This window comes from Paenibacillus sp. GCM10023252, from assembly GCF_042653305.1.
Lineage (GTDB): Bacteria > Bacillota > Bacilli > Paenibacillales > Paenibacillaceae > Pristimantibacillus.
Genome location: NZ_JBHSHW010000039.1, coordinates 1 through 12,211, shown reverse-complemented (window position 1 = coordinate 12,211; position 12,211 = coordinate 1). Strand labels below are relative to the sequence as shown.

At 52.7% G+C, this 12,211-nt stretch carries 16 protein-coding genes and 1 pseudogene; 15 read left to right on the top strand and 2 right to left on the bottom strand.

Annotation, left to right across the window (positions count from 1 at the left end; translation table 11 throughout):
- Positions 1-113 precede the first annotated feature (113 nt).
- The 13 genes from ACFO9Q_RS21660 (at position 114) to ACFO9Q_RS21600 (ending at position 9,567) form a co-directional block, all read left to right on the top strand.
- Entirely contained in the window at positions 114-401 is a 288-nt protein-coding gene (locus ACFO9Q_RS21660; RefSeq protein WP_379185668.1) for a hypothetical protein, read from the top strand.
- Between the two features lie 16 nt (positions 402-417).
- Positions 418-870 carry a GNAT family N-acetyltransferase gene (locus tag ACFO9Q_RS21655; RefSeq protein ID WP_379185667.1) on the top strand — a complete coding sequence of 151 codons (453 nt, stop codon included), beginning with the start codon at positions 418-420 and terminating at the stop codon, positions 868-870.
- Between the two features lie 16 nt (positions 871-886).
- A complete protein-coding gene (locus ACFO9Q_RS21650; RefSeq protein WP_379185666.1) occupies positions 887-1,072 on the top strand; it encodes a hypothetical protein in 186 nt (61 codons plus the stop codon).
- 254 nt (positions 1,073-1,326) lie between these two features.
- Positions 1,327-1,515, top strand: a complete 189-nt coding sequence (locus tag ACFO9Q_RS21645) for a DUF4177 domain-containing protein (protein WP_379185665.1) — start codon at positions 1,327-1,329, stop codon at positions 1,513-1,515.
- Positions 1,516-1,580: 65 nt separating this feature from the next.
- A complete protein-coding gene (locus ACFO9Q_RS21640) occupies positions 1,581-2,234 on the top strand; it encodes a DUF7010 family protein (protein WP_379185664.1) in 654 nt (217 codons plus the stop codon).
- Positions 2,235-2,388: 154 nt separating this feature from the next.
- The gene (locus ACFO9Q_RS21635; RefSeq protein ID WP_379185663.1) at positions 2,389-2,925 is read left to right on the top strand and encodes an RNA polymerase sigma factor; all 537 of its coding nucleotides are present in this window, start codon (positions 2,389-2,391) and stop codon (positions 2,923-2,925) included.
- Positions 2,922-3,659, top strand: a complete 738-nt coding sequence (locus ACFO9Q_RS21630; RefSeq protein ID WP_379185662.1) for a hypothetical protein — start codon at positions 2,922-2,924, stop codon at positions 3,657-3,659. Before ACFO9Q_RS21635 ends, ACFO9Q_RS21630 begins: the two co-directional genes overlap by 4 nt.
- A 397-nt stretch (positions 3,660-4,056) precedes the next feature.
- The gene (locus ACFO9Q_RS21625) at positions 4,057-4,275 is read left to right on the top strand and encodes a hypothetical protein (RefSeq protein WP_379185661.1); all 219 of its coding nucleotides are present in this window, start codon (positions 4,057-4,059) and stop codon (positions 4,273-4,275) included.
- A 554-nt stretch (positions 4,276-4,829) separates the two neighbouring features.
- The gene (locus ACFO9Q_RS21620) at positions 4,830-5,867 is read left to right on the top strand and encodes an EAL domain-containing protein (protein WP_379185660.1); all 1,038 of its coding nucleotides are present in this window, start codon (positions 4,830-4,832) and stop codon (positions 5,865-5,867) included.
- 164 nt (positions 5,868-6,031) lie between these two features.
- Complete coding sequence (locus ACFO9Q_RS21615; RefSeq protein ID WP_379185659.1) at positions 6,032-6,475, top strand: CcdC family protein; 444 nt, start codon at positions 6,032-6,034, stop codon at positions 6,473-6,475.
- Positions 6,476-6,493: 18 nt separating this feature from the next.
- Positions 6,494-8,218, top strand: coding sequence for a DUF2252 family protein (locus ACFO9Q_RS21610; RefSeq protein ID WP_379185658.1), 1,725 nt, complete (start codon positions 6,494-6,496; stop codon positions 8,216-8,218).
- Between the two features lie 128 nt (positions 8,219-8,346).
- Positions 8,347-8,790 carry a MarR family winged helix-turn-helix transcriptional regulator gene (locus ACFO9Q_RS21605; RefSeq protein ID WP_379185712.1) on the top strand — a complete coding sequence of 148 codons (444 nt, stop codon included), beginning with the start codon at positions 8,347-8,349 and terminating at the stop codon, positions 8,788-8,790.
- A 231-nt stretch (positions 8,791-9,021) separates the two neighbouring features.
- A complete protein-coding gene (locus ACFO9Q_RS21600; RefSeq protein WP_379185657.1) occupies positions 9,022-9,567 on the top strand; it encodes a glutathione peroxidase in 546 nt (181 codons plus the stop codon).
- A 499-nt stretch (positions 9,568-10,066) separates the two neighbouring features.
- On the opposite strand, the gene ACFO9Q_RS21595 is transcribed toward ACFO9Q_RS21600, so the two are convergent.
- Together ACFO9Q_RS21595 and ACFO9Q_RS21590 are read right to left on the bottom strand one after the other, a co-directional pair.
- Positions 10,067-10,654, bottom strand: coding sequence for a hypothetical protein (locus ACFO9Q_RS21595; protein ID WP_379185656.1), 588 nt, complete (start codon positions 10,652-10,654; stop codon positions 10,067-10,069).
- Between the two features lie 6 nt (positions 10,655-10,660).
- Positions 10,661-11,194 carry a hypothetical protein gene (locus ACFO9Q_RS21590; RefSeq protein WP_379185655.1) on the bottom strand — a complete coding sequence of 178 codons (534 nt, stop codon included), beginning with the start codon at positions 11,192-11,194 and terminating at the stop codon, positions 10,661-10,663.
- A gap of 351 nt (positions 11,195-11,545) precedes the next feature.
- Between ACFO9Q_RS21590 and ACFO9Q_RS21585 the strand changes: the two genes are divergently transcribed.
- Complete coding sequence (locus tag ACFO9Q_RS21585) at positions 11,546-11,842, top strand: DUF6385 domain-containing protein (RefSeq protein WP_379185654.1); 297 nt, start codon at positions 11,546-11,548, stop codon at positions 11,840-11,842.
- A gap of 41 nt (positions 11,843-11,883) precedes the next feature.
- Positions 11,884-12,211, top strand: a pseudogene (locus tag ACFO9Q_RS21580) (hypothetical protein); the annotation flags it as partial.

Sequence of the window (12,211 nt, the reverse complement as noted above, 5' to 3'; positions counted from 1 at the left end):
AGAGACGCTATGGAGCACAGTTATTCTGGAGCAGCACCTTCTTCGCCTTAACCATGTGGTCGATTAGTGTGTGCGCAGCTATTGGACTAGAGAATTCCTAGGGGAGGAACATCGTGTACAACTGGATGAAAAAATGGAGATGGCTCATGACATTAGCGGTTACTATTATCGTATATTCCGTTATTGTCGGAGCCTCTAGCACCACGTACACTGGAGAAGTTGCCACGGTGTCTGATGTGAACGCGAATACGATTATAGTAAAAAATCTAAGCGGACGGGTAACGACCGTTAGCATACCGACCGTAATGAGCAAATTAATTCAGGTGAATAACGAGTATTATATGGAATATGAGAAGCGCAGGTGGCAAAAAAGGCCGAAGCTAGTCTCAATTGAGCCTTAGAAGGAGAGCGCTGTATATGAATATAAGAAGGCTAGGCCCAGCAGAAGGAGCACCGATGGACCTGCTGCTGCTGGCTGACCCTTCCCGGAAGCTGGTGGAAGAATACCTGCGGTATGGAGAGTGTTATGTAGCAGATGTTGCTGGCACCATAATAGGGGTGTACGTGCTCATTCGAACAAGGCCTGGGACAGCCGAGATTGTGAATGTCGCCGTGGATGAACGCCATCAAGGGCAAGGTGTTGGTAAACAGTTAGTGAGACACGCCATCCAGAATGCAAGGCTGCTAGGCAATAAAACGATAGAAATAGGAACAGGTAACTCCGGAGTCGGACAGCTTGCTCTCTATCAGAAGTGCGGCTTCCGAATAACGGGAGTCGACAGGGATTTTTTCATACGGCATTATGATGAACCCATCTATGAGAATGGCATACAAGTCATCGACATGATTCGATTATCGCTAGATTTATAACGTGGAGGGCAAGAAGATGGAACGTTCGGTTAAAACGATGCTCTTCGGCATAGCCATTATGCTGCTGGGGATCTACATACAAGGAGAAGAGGGAATCAGACTTTATGGTGGGGAGTTCTACATAGTCATTCTAGGTTTCTTAATCACCTTAGCAGGACTCTTCATGGACAAAGTCATTTGGTTCTTTACCGATCGCAACTAATAATCCGGATGGTGAGCGCACAATGTCCGACATTCTCTTCTTCCTATTCCTCATAGGCTCGGTAGCAGTAGCAGGTTACATCATAGTCTACCTCTTTTTCCACAAGGCAATTAAGCTGAGGAAGCTTCCTTCTGCTGCGTGCGCTGTTATCCTCGTTAGTGTGTTCATGTACCAGTGGTACCAGAATATCATGGATAACTTCTTTCAGAACCTTCCATGATCAGTGACAGCTTAATTAGAGAGGTGGATTCAATATGTATGAGTATAAATATGTGGAAACTTCGTTAGGCGGATTCCTCCGGCAAGCAACCCATCGGGAGACGATTGAGAAGTACGCGCAAGATGGCTGGAGACTCGTTCAGGTGCTTCCAACCCATTATGATAGCCATGGTAAGCCAGCGGAATATGAGATTATATTCGAACGATTGATCCCTTCGGAATAACGATTGTTTTTGACAGTGGATTCAAGCCTTCATCCCAGCAAAAAACTATAAAGGAGTTGGTCAGTATGTCAAATTATTCAGGGCCGGTTCCGGGATCTGCTGTGAGAGGAACGGCATCAGGGGTGCTGTTCATGGGTGGATTCGGAACCCTGTGGTCCTATACGGGTGTAATGGGGCTGCAAGGCTGGGGTTCACCATGGCTAATGATTATAGCACTCCTCGTCGGAGTAACTCTTATCGCAGGGGGAATTACGCTTATTCGTGCATCAAGGCAGCTGTCTGATCGGGGTCCAGTGGCAGGGCCTATGGCAGACAAGCGAATGCGTCTCAAGTTCAACCTTATCTTCGCGGCAGAGGGAATTGCCATTGCTGTCACCGTGGCGATCTGTAATGCAACCAAGCATCCTGAGCTAATCCCGCTCATTGCAGCTGCCATTGTTGGATTGCACTTCCTGCCGCTAGCTCCGCTGTTCAAGGTTAATCTCTACTACTATACGGGCATCCTTCTCTGCATTCTGCCTCTGCTCACTTGGTTGCTGGTGCCCGAGATGCTTACGCTAGGTGAAAATGACATTAATGCTTACATGACCATCGTTGGTCTGGGATCAGCCCTCATACTATGGGGGACAGGGCTCAGCATATGGATGCTCGGCCGTGCACTGCTAGGCAGAGCTCGTCATGAGCAGTCCAAGCCTAACATTCATACCATTTCCCGATGAGTTGCACGTATACAGATGAACAGGAAGGCTGTCGATGTCGGCAGCCTTTTCCTCATGCAGTTAGATTAGATGATATACCAATCTTACATAATAGATGGAATGAATGGAACTTATCCCTTCCTATCTTGTCTATTTATTGGAGGTGTTACATCAGGTGGAGGAAGATCATTATCTTCAGTATATGAACAACATTGGGCCTTCGGAGATGGAGACTCTAATTATGCGATATTGGAAGGATATATGGAACTATGCTTACATCTTAACGAAGAAGCATGATGTAGCGGACGATCTTGCGCAAGATACGTTTGTGAATGCCTTTTTATCGTTGGGGCAATTTCGAGGCGAATCGAGCGTTAAGACATGGCTGCTCCGCATCTGTCGCAATCTTGTCATTAATTATAAGCGATCAGCGTTTTTTCGAAGGGTACTCCCTGTTGCTGCAGTGAAGCCAACTCTAAGAGCAGCTTCTGCTGAACATGTTGCTATAGCAAATACACAGGTAGATGTCATCTGGCAACATCTGCTCTCGCTTCCCGAGAAGCATAGAGAAGTCATTGTGCTGGATATTCGATACGGATTATCCATAAGTGAGATGGCAGAGTTCCTGGGCATCGTAGAAGGAACGGTTAAGTCAAGGCTTCATCGGGCAAGGGCCACAATGAAAAAAGCCATGGAGGAGAATGAAGCATGAGCAACCCGAAGTGGGAAGAACGGTTGAAACAAGGCCCATATGAAGCATCTCCGAGCTGGGAGCAGATGAGCAAGATTAAACAGCGAACAGCTGAAGGAGGGAAGCGGAAAGTGATAAAGAGATGGTGGATTCCTGCGGCTATTACAGCAACCATTATTACAGCGGGAATAGTGGTTCTACCACTCCCATCGCAAGAACAGCAGCAAGCAGCAAGCATGCTCACGAACAATGATTTGAATGCTATTATTCCGAGCAAGGATGCTGATCGGAGATTTATTCTGTACAAGGAGACAATCGGTACGGATAAGGTGTTAGTGTTCATGAATGAGTTCTATACAACCAAGCACGATATGAACTGGAGGGCAGGATATGTTCATAGGACAGACAAAGGTTGGGAGTGGGAGCAGGGAGGGGAACAGAGCATTTCACTAATTACAGCAGAACAATATGCAGACATGCAAGAAGGGAAGAGAGGGTTAGGGCTTACTTCTGGATATATGAAAGATGAAGTACAGCCTCTTGCTTACGGTATGGTCGTGAATCCCTATGTGACACAAGTGAAGGTAACGGATGAGCAGGGAAATGAAGCGGCCGCTCAATTCATTAAGGAAGCCTATAATGGCTATTCGTTATGGTTCGCAGAGCTTCCCGCAGAAGCTCACGGAAGCTACTTGGTAGAGGGCATAGACCGCTCCGGCGAGGTGAGAGAGTCTGCATCGGTTCATACTAACTGAAGGAAGTCTAATCTATTACTCACTATAATTTTGCTTAGCTTCTCTATAGCGCTTAATCGCTCGGGGCAGTCCGCCTACACCTAACAGGAAGCAAATAGCTACTGGGAATAGGAAAGGGAGATTGGCCTCTAGGTTGAATTCACGGACGACTCCTGTCTTAGGCTGATTGGAGTCCCATAGAAAATAAAGAAAACTTAAAATAGGAAACAGAATACAAAAGATACAAGTTGAAATATGAAAGAAATGTCTACCCAATTAACTGCCCCCTCCTCTCCATCAGGATAATTCCTTTACAACCGTATAACGTGTCTGAAGGGAAGAAGTTGCTGTATTTTTGCATAAAAATAACAACCAAAACAAATCCTAATCCCCAACATAAGCAAAAGGGGGTAGGACGATGAAAAATAAAGGAGCCGTATACAAGCTGCTCGTCTTGCTAGGTCTGTTCACGATGTTGATGGGCTGTAATAATGAAGAGGCGAAGCAGGAGATGAAGCAGGAGCAGCAGGAGGACATCATTGACGAGCGCGAAGATCGCCAGCTGGATTCGCCGGTCAAGGAATACCGCCAGGAACAGATGGAAGATCGAATGGACGAGCGGGAAGACGATCAATAAGATAGGCAAGGCACGAAGGGCAGCCTCCAGCAGGCTGTCTTTTTTTTCATACGCGATGACCCCGCCCAAGCGCACATAAAATAGGGATTCTGCTTGTCTGTGACAACCAGAATCCCTACATTTCAACTCGACTATTCAATTGAATCTAACGCTCCATTCTAACAACTGGTCTTGCCTGGTTACCCAATCTCGATCTCAGTGTTTAAGTAAATTTTGGTTAAGCGGATCATCCTTCGTGTCCGACGTCATCAACCCTTCATCTGTTCCCCGCATATCTCGAAGTTCTCTGAGGTTTGCTCCTTTCCCCAATAGTGAGATACGCTTCGCTAACCTAGCCCATTGGACTATCCCCTCTCTGTTAGTGATAAGCCTAGTATACACCATTATTTAAATATTGTAAATATTCAGATAATTATTTGTTGAGAATGGTATAGATCCTCTCAGCGGTGCATAGCTGCGCATAGATTCATCCAAACAAAGATTGCCTTACCTTGAAGTTAGCCAGTAAAATACTGGTATGACTACTCATGCTGCAACATAAGGGGATCTCTGCTATGACAATGGATCATTGTGCAAATTGCTTGGTACCAGATATGGGATACCATGTGGAATTCGGACCGCAGGTGTCCATCCCGTTCATGGACCAATACTTACTTGAATATTCTTCCGAGAAGTGGCTGAGGCTGTCGGAGCGTGTTTACTGGGTTTGTGAGGAGATTTTCAACGATATGCTTGACTACGCGGTGGCGCACCTGGACACCTCCCATATCTTCGCGGCAGTTGCTCCTAAGGTACCCGCACACCCTAACAAGCTAGAGCACCGTCCCATTCATGAGTTCCAGGAGCAGCGGAGCGCCCATTGGATCGACGAGATTATTCGCAGACCTGGCATCCAGACCCATTACCAGCCAATCGTGAGCGGTACGGGCAGTCGCAGTCACCCTGAGTTAATCGGATTCGAGCTGCTCTCCAGAGGCTGTGCAGAGGATGGGAGCCTCATCCCGCCTGCCCGCTTGTTCGAAGCAGCTAAGATAAGGAACCGGCTGTTCGCGCTGGATCGGGCATGCCGGCTGGCGGCAGTCCGCAATGCGGCGGCGGTGCAAGGATTCATGGCCTTCATTAACTTCCTGCCTACCTCCATCTATAATCCCTATCACTGCCTGCAATCGACGGTGGCCATCGTGAATGAACTGGGCCTTGATCCTTCCTCCATCATCTTCGAGGTGGTGGAGAGCGCCGAGGTGAACAATCTGAGCCACTTGAAGTCGATCCTGAACTATTATAGAGAATCGGGCTTCCGCTATGCGCTGGATGATGTCGGTACAGGCTTCAACAGCCTGGAGGTGCTGGCGGAGCTGGAGCCGGATATCGTCAAGCTGGCCATCGAGTTCACGCGTGGCGTGAGCCGGGACAAGGATAAGCAGGCGGTCGCCAAGGCGGTGCTGCGAATGACGCAGGAGAAGAATGCCCGATCGTTAGCGGAAGGGGTCGAGGATGCAGAGGATCTCGCTTGTCTGCAGGACATGGGCTACGAGTGGTTCCAAGGGTATTACTTCGGCAAGCCTGCCCCGCAGCCGCAATTCGCGGTCTAGATGTGGATAGAGTGGTCTTCTCGGAGGCTGCTTGCTGTCGTTTGCAGTCGTGAGGCGAATGCAGTACGATGGACAAGATTGGAACATTCAGGGCGCCGATCGAGGTGCACCATTGGAGGTAGAGCAAGCTGCTGCTGTCCACATCAACGATTCAGATCTTATCCATGATCATATCTATCCTGGCAGGCATAGGCTTAATCGCCATTCGAATAAGGGCAGGGAAGAAGCCGACCACGCTTCGCAAAATCATCATACCCCCGCTAGGCATGGCCACCGGCTTCATCATGTTCGCCGTACCGATGACGCACATTCCTTGGCTGTGGGGCTTGTCCGCCTTCGGCACCGGCCTGCTCATCTTCTCCTTCCCGCTCATCGTCACGACGCGGCTGGAGCGGGTGCACAAGGATATCTACGTGCGGCGCTCGAAGGCGTTCATCGCCATCATTATTGTACTGTTCGCCGTAAGGCTGGCACTGCATCCAGTGGTAGAGAGTTACATGAGCGTGCCGCAGACGGGCGCGCTGTTCTATCTGCTGGCCTTCGGCATGATCGTGCCTTGGCGGCTCGCGATGGTCAGCGACTATATTAGGCTGCAGAGAGCGGATTAGGAAGAGAGGCGAGGACCGATGAATGAGAAGCTGACTGAACGGGTGAAGCTGACGCAGCGCAAGCTGCGCAAGGGAACGCTGCGAGCGGTGTTCGAGGAATTTGACGGCAAGCTGATGGGCCTTGGCGAGGGGAAGCGGGCGGAGAAGTATCGGAAGATGGCCGCTGGTCCGTTCTCCTTCTACCGAGGAAGCGCTTATCTATTCTACTTCGATGTGACGAGGGAATGGTTCCCCTATCACACGCCGGCCGAGCGCCCGACCTGGATTCAGGGCGACCTGCACTTCGAGAACTTCGGCGCATTCCGCAGCGCGCGAGGGGCGCTCGTGTACGATGTGAACGACTTCGATGAGGGGTATCTTGGCTCCTACCTCTACGATCTGCTGCGGATGTCGGTGAGCATCGCGTTAGTCGCACGGATGAAGGAGCTGCCTGTCAGCAGTCAGCAGGATGTGATGGAGGAATATCTGCACAGCTATTGGCGGCAGATGAGGCGATTCGCGAGGGGTAAGGATGATCCCGCTTCGTTCCAGATGGATGCCGAGCATGCGGAGGGACCAGTGAAGAAGCTGCTTCGCAAGCTGCAGAAGCGAAGGGACCAGCATCTGCTGGAGAAGGTGACGGCGCTCGTGCAGGAGCACCGGCAGTTCGCGGAGACGGAGGAGATTACGACTCCCTCACAGGCGGAGCAAGAGGCGCTTGCTGAGGCTTGGCCGCAATACCTCGCAAGTGTACAGGCCGATGACGCAGAGGAGCTGCGGCACTTCGGCATGAAGGATATAGCGGTGAAGCATGGCTCCGGAACGGCGTCCATCGGGCTCGACCGCTATTATGTATTAATTGAAGCCGGTGCGGACGATCTGGGAGCGGATGATGTCGTGCTGGAGGTGAAGGAGGTGCGGGTTCCCGTGCCCGCCTACTTCATGAAGTATGATGAGAGCTTCTGGCAGGCATTCGGCCATCAGGGCAAGCGGGTCGTCATGACGCAGCAAGCGATGCACCACGAGGCGGATCCGTATCTAGGGTACTTGTCGATAGACGGCCGTGACTATTACGTTCGAGAGCGTTCCCCTTACAAAAAAAGGCTAAAACTAGAATCCCTCGAATCCACCGGCGATCTGCATTCGGTCGTCAGCAGCATGGGCAAGCTGACCGCTAAGCTGCATGCAAGGGCGGACGCCGATGTGGAGAAGGGCATACTCGGCTATCACAGCGAGCATGAGATCGTGCAAGCGATGGGCGATGATGCGGAGACGTTCAGCCGCTCGATTGCTGGCTGGGCGCTCGCCTATGCGGAGCAGGTGGAACAGGATTACGAGCTGTTCACGGAGTGGCTGACCGGAAGGCTCAGGAGCAGGGGGAAGACGAGTGCAAGGAAGGCGGAGCCGGCTCGCATGGGCTCGGCGAAGGCTCGGCGGACCTCGGCGGCAGCTGAGGCAAGAGGGGGAACGGGTCGGGAGGCATCTGCCGAGGTCAGAGCTAGTGCTAAGGCGGGACGCCAGGGCACTGTTGAGGGCGGTGCTAGTGCTAAGGCGGGACGCCAGGGCACAGCTGATGGCGGTGCTCGTGCTAGCGCGGGACGCCAGGGCACAGCTGATGGCGGTGCTAGTGCTAGTGCGGGACGCCAGGGCACAGCTGATGGCAGTGCCCGTACAGCTCCGGCTCGGCTAGGCACTGCGGAGGCTGAAGCTAGTGCTGGCGCTGAAGCTGGAGCTGGAGCTGGTATCGGCCCGGATGGGAGCTGAGAGCAGCCGGCTTGGGTGGTCTAGTGTCGGGCCGATTGACGGGGCTGCGGCTGGTGTGGTAGATTTGTTTTCATATGGGATGTAGGTTGTATGCAATTAAATTGATAGAGGTGGCAGCTTAGATGGAGATGGATCGAGAAGAGCTTCTGCGTCTGGAGCATCAGCTGTGCTTCTCGCTCTATGCTACCGCACGGGAGGTTACGAGGCTGTATCGGCCTTACCTGGACAAGCTGGGCATCACGTATACGCAATATGTGACGCTGCTCGTGCTCTGGGAGCAGGACGATGTGCCGGTGAAGGTGCTCGGTGAGAAGCTGTATCTGGATTCCGGGACGCTGACCCCGCTGCTGAAGAAGCTGGAAGGTATGGGCTATGTACGGCGGTTGCGGGATGCGAAGGATGAACGGAGCGTTCGGGTGCAGCTGACCGAGCAGGGCAGGGAGCTGAGAGAGCAAGTGCTGGACTTGCCTGAGATGCTGTTCTGCAAGCTGGGCATGTCTGCGGAGCAGACGGTTGCGCTTCGCACGCAGCTTCAGGAGCTGACGAGGTACGTGCATGAGTCTCAGGAGTAGAAGAGGTATGGGTACGGACCTCATGAGTAGATGGGGTATATGTACGGATCTCATGAGTAGATGAGGTATGTGTACGAATCTCATGAGTAGATGAGGTGCGTGTATGAGACTCAGGAGCAGGATGGGGATTCGCTTGAGCAGCGCGTGTAGCTTGTGTATTGTAGCGCGTGTAGTGTGAGCTGTGAGTGAATGAGTAAATGAAGGTAGACTATAACAGAGGAGTGGATCTGAATGTCCGTCTATGATTACAAGGCAACGACGATTCGAGGCGAAGAGCAGAGCTTGAAGCAGTACGAGGGTAAGGTGCTCCTCATCGTGAACACGGCAAGCAAGTGCGGCTTCACGCCGCAGTACACCGAGCTGCAGAAGCTGTATGAGCAGTACAAGGGGCAGGGACTGGAGATTCTTGGCTTCCCGAGCAATCAGTTCGGCGAGCAGGAGCCAGGTACGAACGAGGAAGTGGAATCGTTCTGCGAGATCAACTACGGAGTGAAGTTCCCGCTCTTCGCGAAGACGGATGTGCGCGGTGAGACGGCGCATCCGCTATTCCAGTACTTGACGGAGCAGGCGCCGTTCGCAGGCTTCGACACGGACACGCCGAGCGGACAGCGGATGAACAGCTTCCTGAGTGAGAAGCTGCCTCATATTATGGAGGGCAACGGCATCAAGTGGAACTTCTCGAAGTTCCTCGTTGACCGCACCGGCCGCGTCGTGAAGCGCTACGAATCCACGGTGAATCCGGAGGATATCGCCGGAGACATCGAGCAGCAGCTGTAAGTATATGAATGTGAGTAAGTATTAGTAAGTTTTAGTATGTGTGAGTATGTGTGGTGCTCCCGAAGCCTGTGGCTTTGGGGGCACCTTTTGTTTTTTGTGGGGAGGGGAGGGGATGGGAGGAACTGAACCTATCCGGCAGCCGCGCCTTCGGCAACCTGCGAACGCGGGCAAGCGGCAATAGGGTCAGAAGTGCACCATATGGCCGAGGAGCGGGAGGATGAGAGGTCCATAAGGTGCATTAGTGCACCATATGGCCGAGGAGCGGGAGGATGAGAGGTCCATATGGTGCATTAGTGCACCAGAATGGGGAGGAGCGGGAGGTTGAGAGGTCCATAAGGTGCATTAGTGCACCAGGATGGCGAGGAGCGGGAGATTGAGAGGTCCATAAGGTGCATTAGTGCACCATATGGCCGAGGAGCGGGAATCTGAACTCATCACTAGAGTTAGGTGAGGAGCAATAATTCTAACAACCCAACCCAACCCAACCCAACCCACCAGCCTAGACGGCGGCCTCCCACCATGTGATGCTGGCATAGGTGCTAAGGGAACCGAGAATGCTGAGGGACCCGCTCACGGTAAGCGTCACCGCTTGCCCTTCCGGTACAATAATGCTGCTCGGATACTCAAGTCGGAACGAGGCAGGCTGCAGCGGGTAGGTCATGAAGGTCGTGCCGCCGGATACCGCTGATATGGATGACCTAGCTGTAACCACACTGGCTGTACTGCTGCCTAGCCTGAGATTCCTGGCTGTAACTGCTGCGGGCAAGGACAAGCTGCCACCGCTCACGATGGCGGAAGTGCCGGAGAAGCTCGACAGCACGCTCAACGAGATATCAATGCTCCCCTCGAAGGAGGTTATATAGAGCCTGCGGCCGCTTGCTGCTGGATTGCTAAGCTGCAATGAGACAATAATTGTGCCTCCTAGAATACCGAGTGAGCCGGTGTTGGAGGCTGAAGCCATGTAAGATAGTCCGTTGACCGATGCATCTTGGGTAGGAGGCGCGATGGTCTCTGGACTCGTATACGTATTCGTCGCGTCACTGTAGAGGAACTGGTTGCTGTTATGGAAGATCGACTGATTCGGCATAACCGTCTACGCCTCCCACCACGTAATGTTCGCGGCAGCGGTTAAGGAGCCGGTACCGATGGAGAAGGTCAGGACGCGCGTCTCGGGGACGATAATGGCTCCTGTGAAGTCGAAGGTGAACATACCAGCAGCTACAATCACCGTTGTAAAAACCGTAGGGCTCCCCGTCACACTCCCCGTAGCCACTCTAGCGGTTGCGATGCTAGTAACAGAGCTGCCTAGCTGCGTGTTGAACGGAGTTGGTGTCGTGCCGCCGGATACCGTACCGCCTGAGTAGAGGTTGAAGGTGGCTGCCGCGCTTACACCACCTGAGATCCGAGAGATATACAAGGTACGACCGCTTGCTGAGGGATTCGTAATCTGTACGAGCAGACTGGAACCGGCACCGACGCTCGTACTTGCGCTAGTTGTCATGAAGAGCCGCCCATTACGAGCAGCGGAGCCTTCAGGCGGCGAGACCACCTCTGGGGAGAGGTAGGAGGAGGTCGATTGTACGTAGAGGGGGGTATTCTCATTATTGAAGACGTTCTGATTGGTCAAGGGCACACACCTCTTCGTCCCTGTGGGACATGGTATAGACATAGGATATGCCCCTCGCGGCCCCGCGGTATGGGGTAGGATGGAGGAGCTCTAGAATTAGGTTGAAGGAGAGGAGTGACATCTGCCGTTGCCATTCCCTTACGTCGCTCATACACTAACGCAGCATGGACACCTCTACGGCGTGTCTAAGGGGAAGATGGTATGGGGAACAAGGCGCGACGATGCGCTCCAAGGAGACACAAGCCGCACCGCAGCCGCAGCTTGAAGAAGAGGGGGCGGAGCTGGAGCAGATGCAAGAGGCGCCATGTAAGGAAGTGTCGCCTGCCTGAGCTATATCAGGAGAAGGTATTCTTGCGCGTTCCGGTGACTGACCAGCTGCTTCCGCTGCCTGCCCAAGATACATCCCGGGCTGCCGTATACTCCTACGCCGTTATTAATACTGGCCAGCATCCAGTTCGGGTGAAGCTCGAGATTACCCCTAACGGCACGGACTATGCGCTCGATGTGGAAGGTATTGTAGCACCTGGTGAGACGGAGGTTATCGTGCCATCCAAGTTCCTGAAGTATACCAGGGTAGCGGTGTGCACAACAGAGCCCGGGCAGACTGCGGTTCTTAGCGTCTATTATCAGGCTCAGCTTGTGCGGTAGGAAGTCTAATATATTGTGATAAAAAAGGTGATGACGAAACCATGCCAAACTTCTCATCGTTCAACCCTAATCCTGAAAATCTCCGAACGTTAATCTTCGGCCGCGACGCAACGGAGCAGTCTCAAGCACTTGCTACCAATACAAGCGGCAATCTACTCAACATCATGCTCGACGGTACGATTAGCAGCATACTAGGGACGACGATTACAGCAGGGACGCTGTCGACCGTGGAGAGCGTGCTGGGCGCGACGATCACAGCGGGGACGTTGTCCACCGTAGGCAGCGTGCTGGGCGCGACGATTACAGCAGGGACGTTGTCCACCGTGGGCAGCGTGCTAGGAGCGACGATCACAGGTGGAACGCTGGACA

Bases quoted from the DNA above. Each gene is read 5' to 3' on its own strand.
- ACFO9Q_RS21640 (WP_379185664.1), top strand. From the start codon at position 1,581: ATGTCAAATTATTCAGGGCCGGTTCCGGGATCTGCTGTGAGAGGAACG.
- ACFO9Q_RS21615 (WP_379185659.1), top strand. From the start codon at position 6,032: ATGATCATATCTATCCTGGCAGGCATAGGCTTAATCGCCATTCGAATA.
- ACFO9Q_RS21610 (WP_379185658.1), top strand. From the start codon at position 6,494: ATGAATGAGAAGCTGACTGAACGGGTGAAGCTGACGCAGCGCAAGCTG.
- ACFO9Q_RS21655 (WP_379185667.1), top strand. From the start codon at position 418: ATGAATATAAGAAGGCTAGGCCCAGCAGAAGGAGCACCGATGGACCTG.
- ACFO9Q_RS21645 (WP_379185665.1), top strand. From the start codon at position 1,327: ATGTATGAGTATAAATATGTGGAAACTTCGTTAGGCGGATTCCTCCGG.
- ACFO9Q_RS21605 (WP_379185712.1), top strand. From the start codon at position 8,347: ATGGATCGAGAAGAGCTTCTGCGTCTGGAGCATCAGCTGTGCTTCTCG.
- ACFO9Q_RS21595 (WP_379185656.1), bottom strand. From the start codon at position 10,654: ATGCCGAATCAGTCGATCTTCCATAACAGCAACCAGTTCCTCTACAGT.
- ACFO9Q_RS21630 (WP_379185662.1), top strand. From the start codon at position 2,922: ATGAGCAACCCGAAGTGGGAAGAACGGTTGAAACAAGGCCCATATGAA.
- ACFO9Q_RS21600 (WP_379185657.1), top strand. From the start codon at position 9,022: ATGTCCGTCTATGATTACAAGGCAACGACGATTCGAGGCGAAGAGCAG.
- ACFO9Q_RS21625 (WP_379185661.1), top strand. From the start codon at position 4,057: ATGAAAAATAAAGGAGCCGTATACAAGCTGCTCGTCTTGCTAGGTCTG.
- ACFO9Q_RS21650 (WP_379185666.1), top strand. From the start codon at position 887: ATGGAACGTTCGGTTAAAACGATGCTCTTCGGCATAGCCATTATGCTG.
- ACFO9Q_RS21620 (WP_379185660.1), top strand. From the start codon at position 4,830: ATGACAATGGATCATTGTGCAAATTGCTTGGTACCAGATATGGGATAC.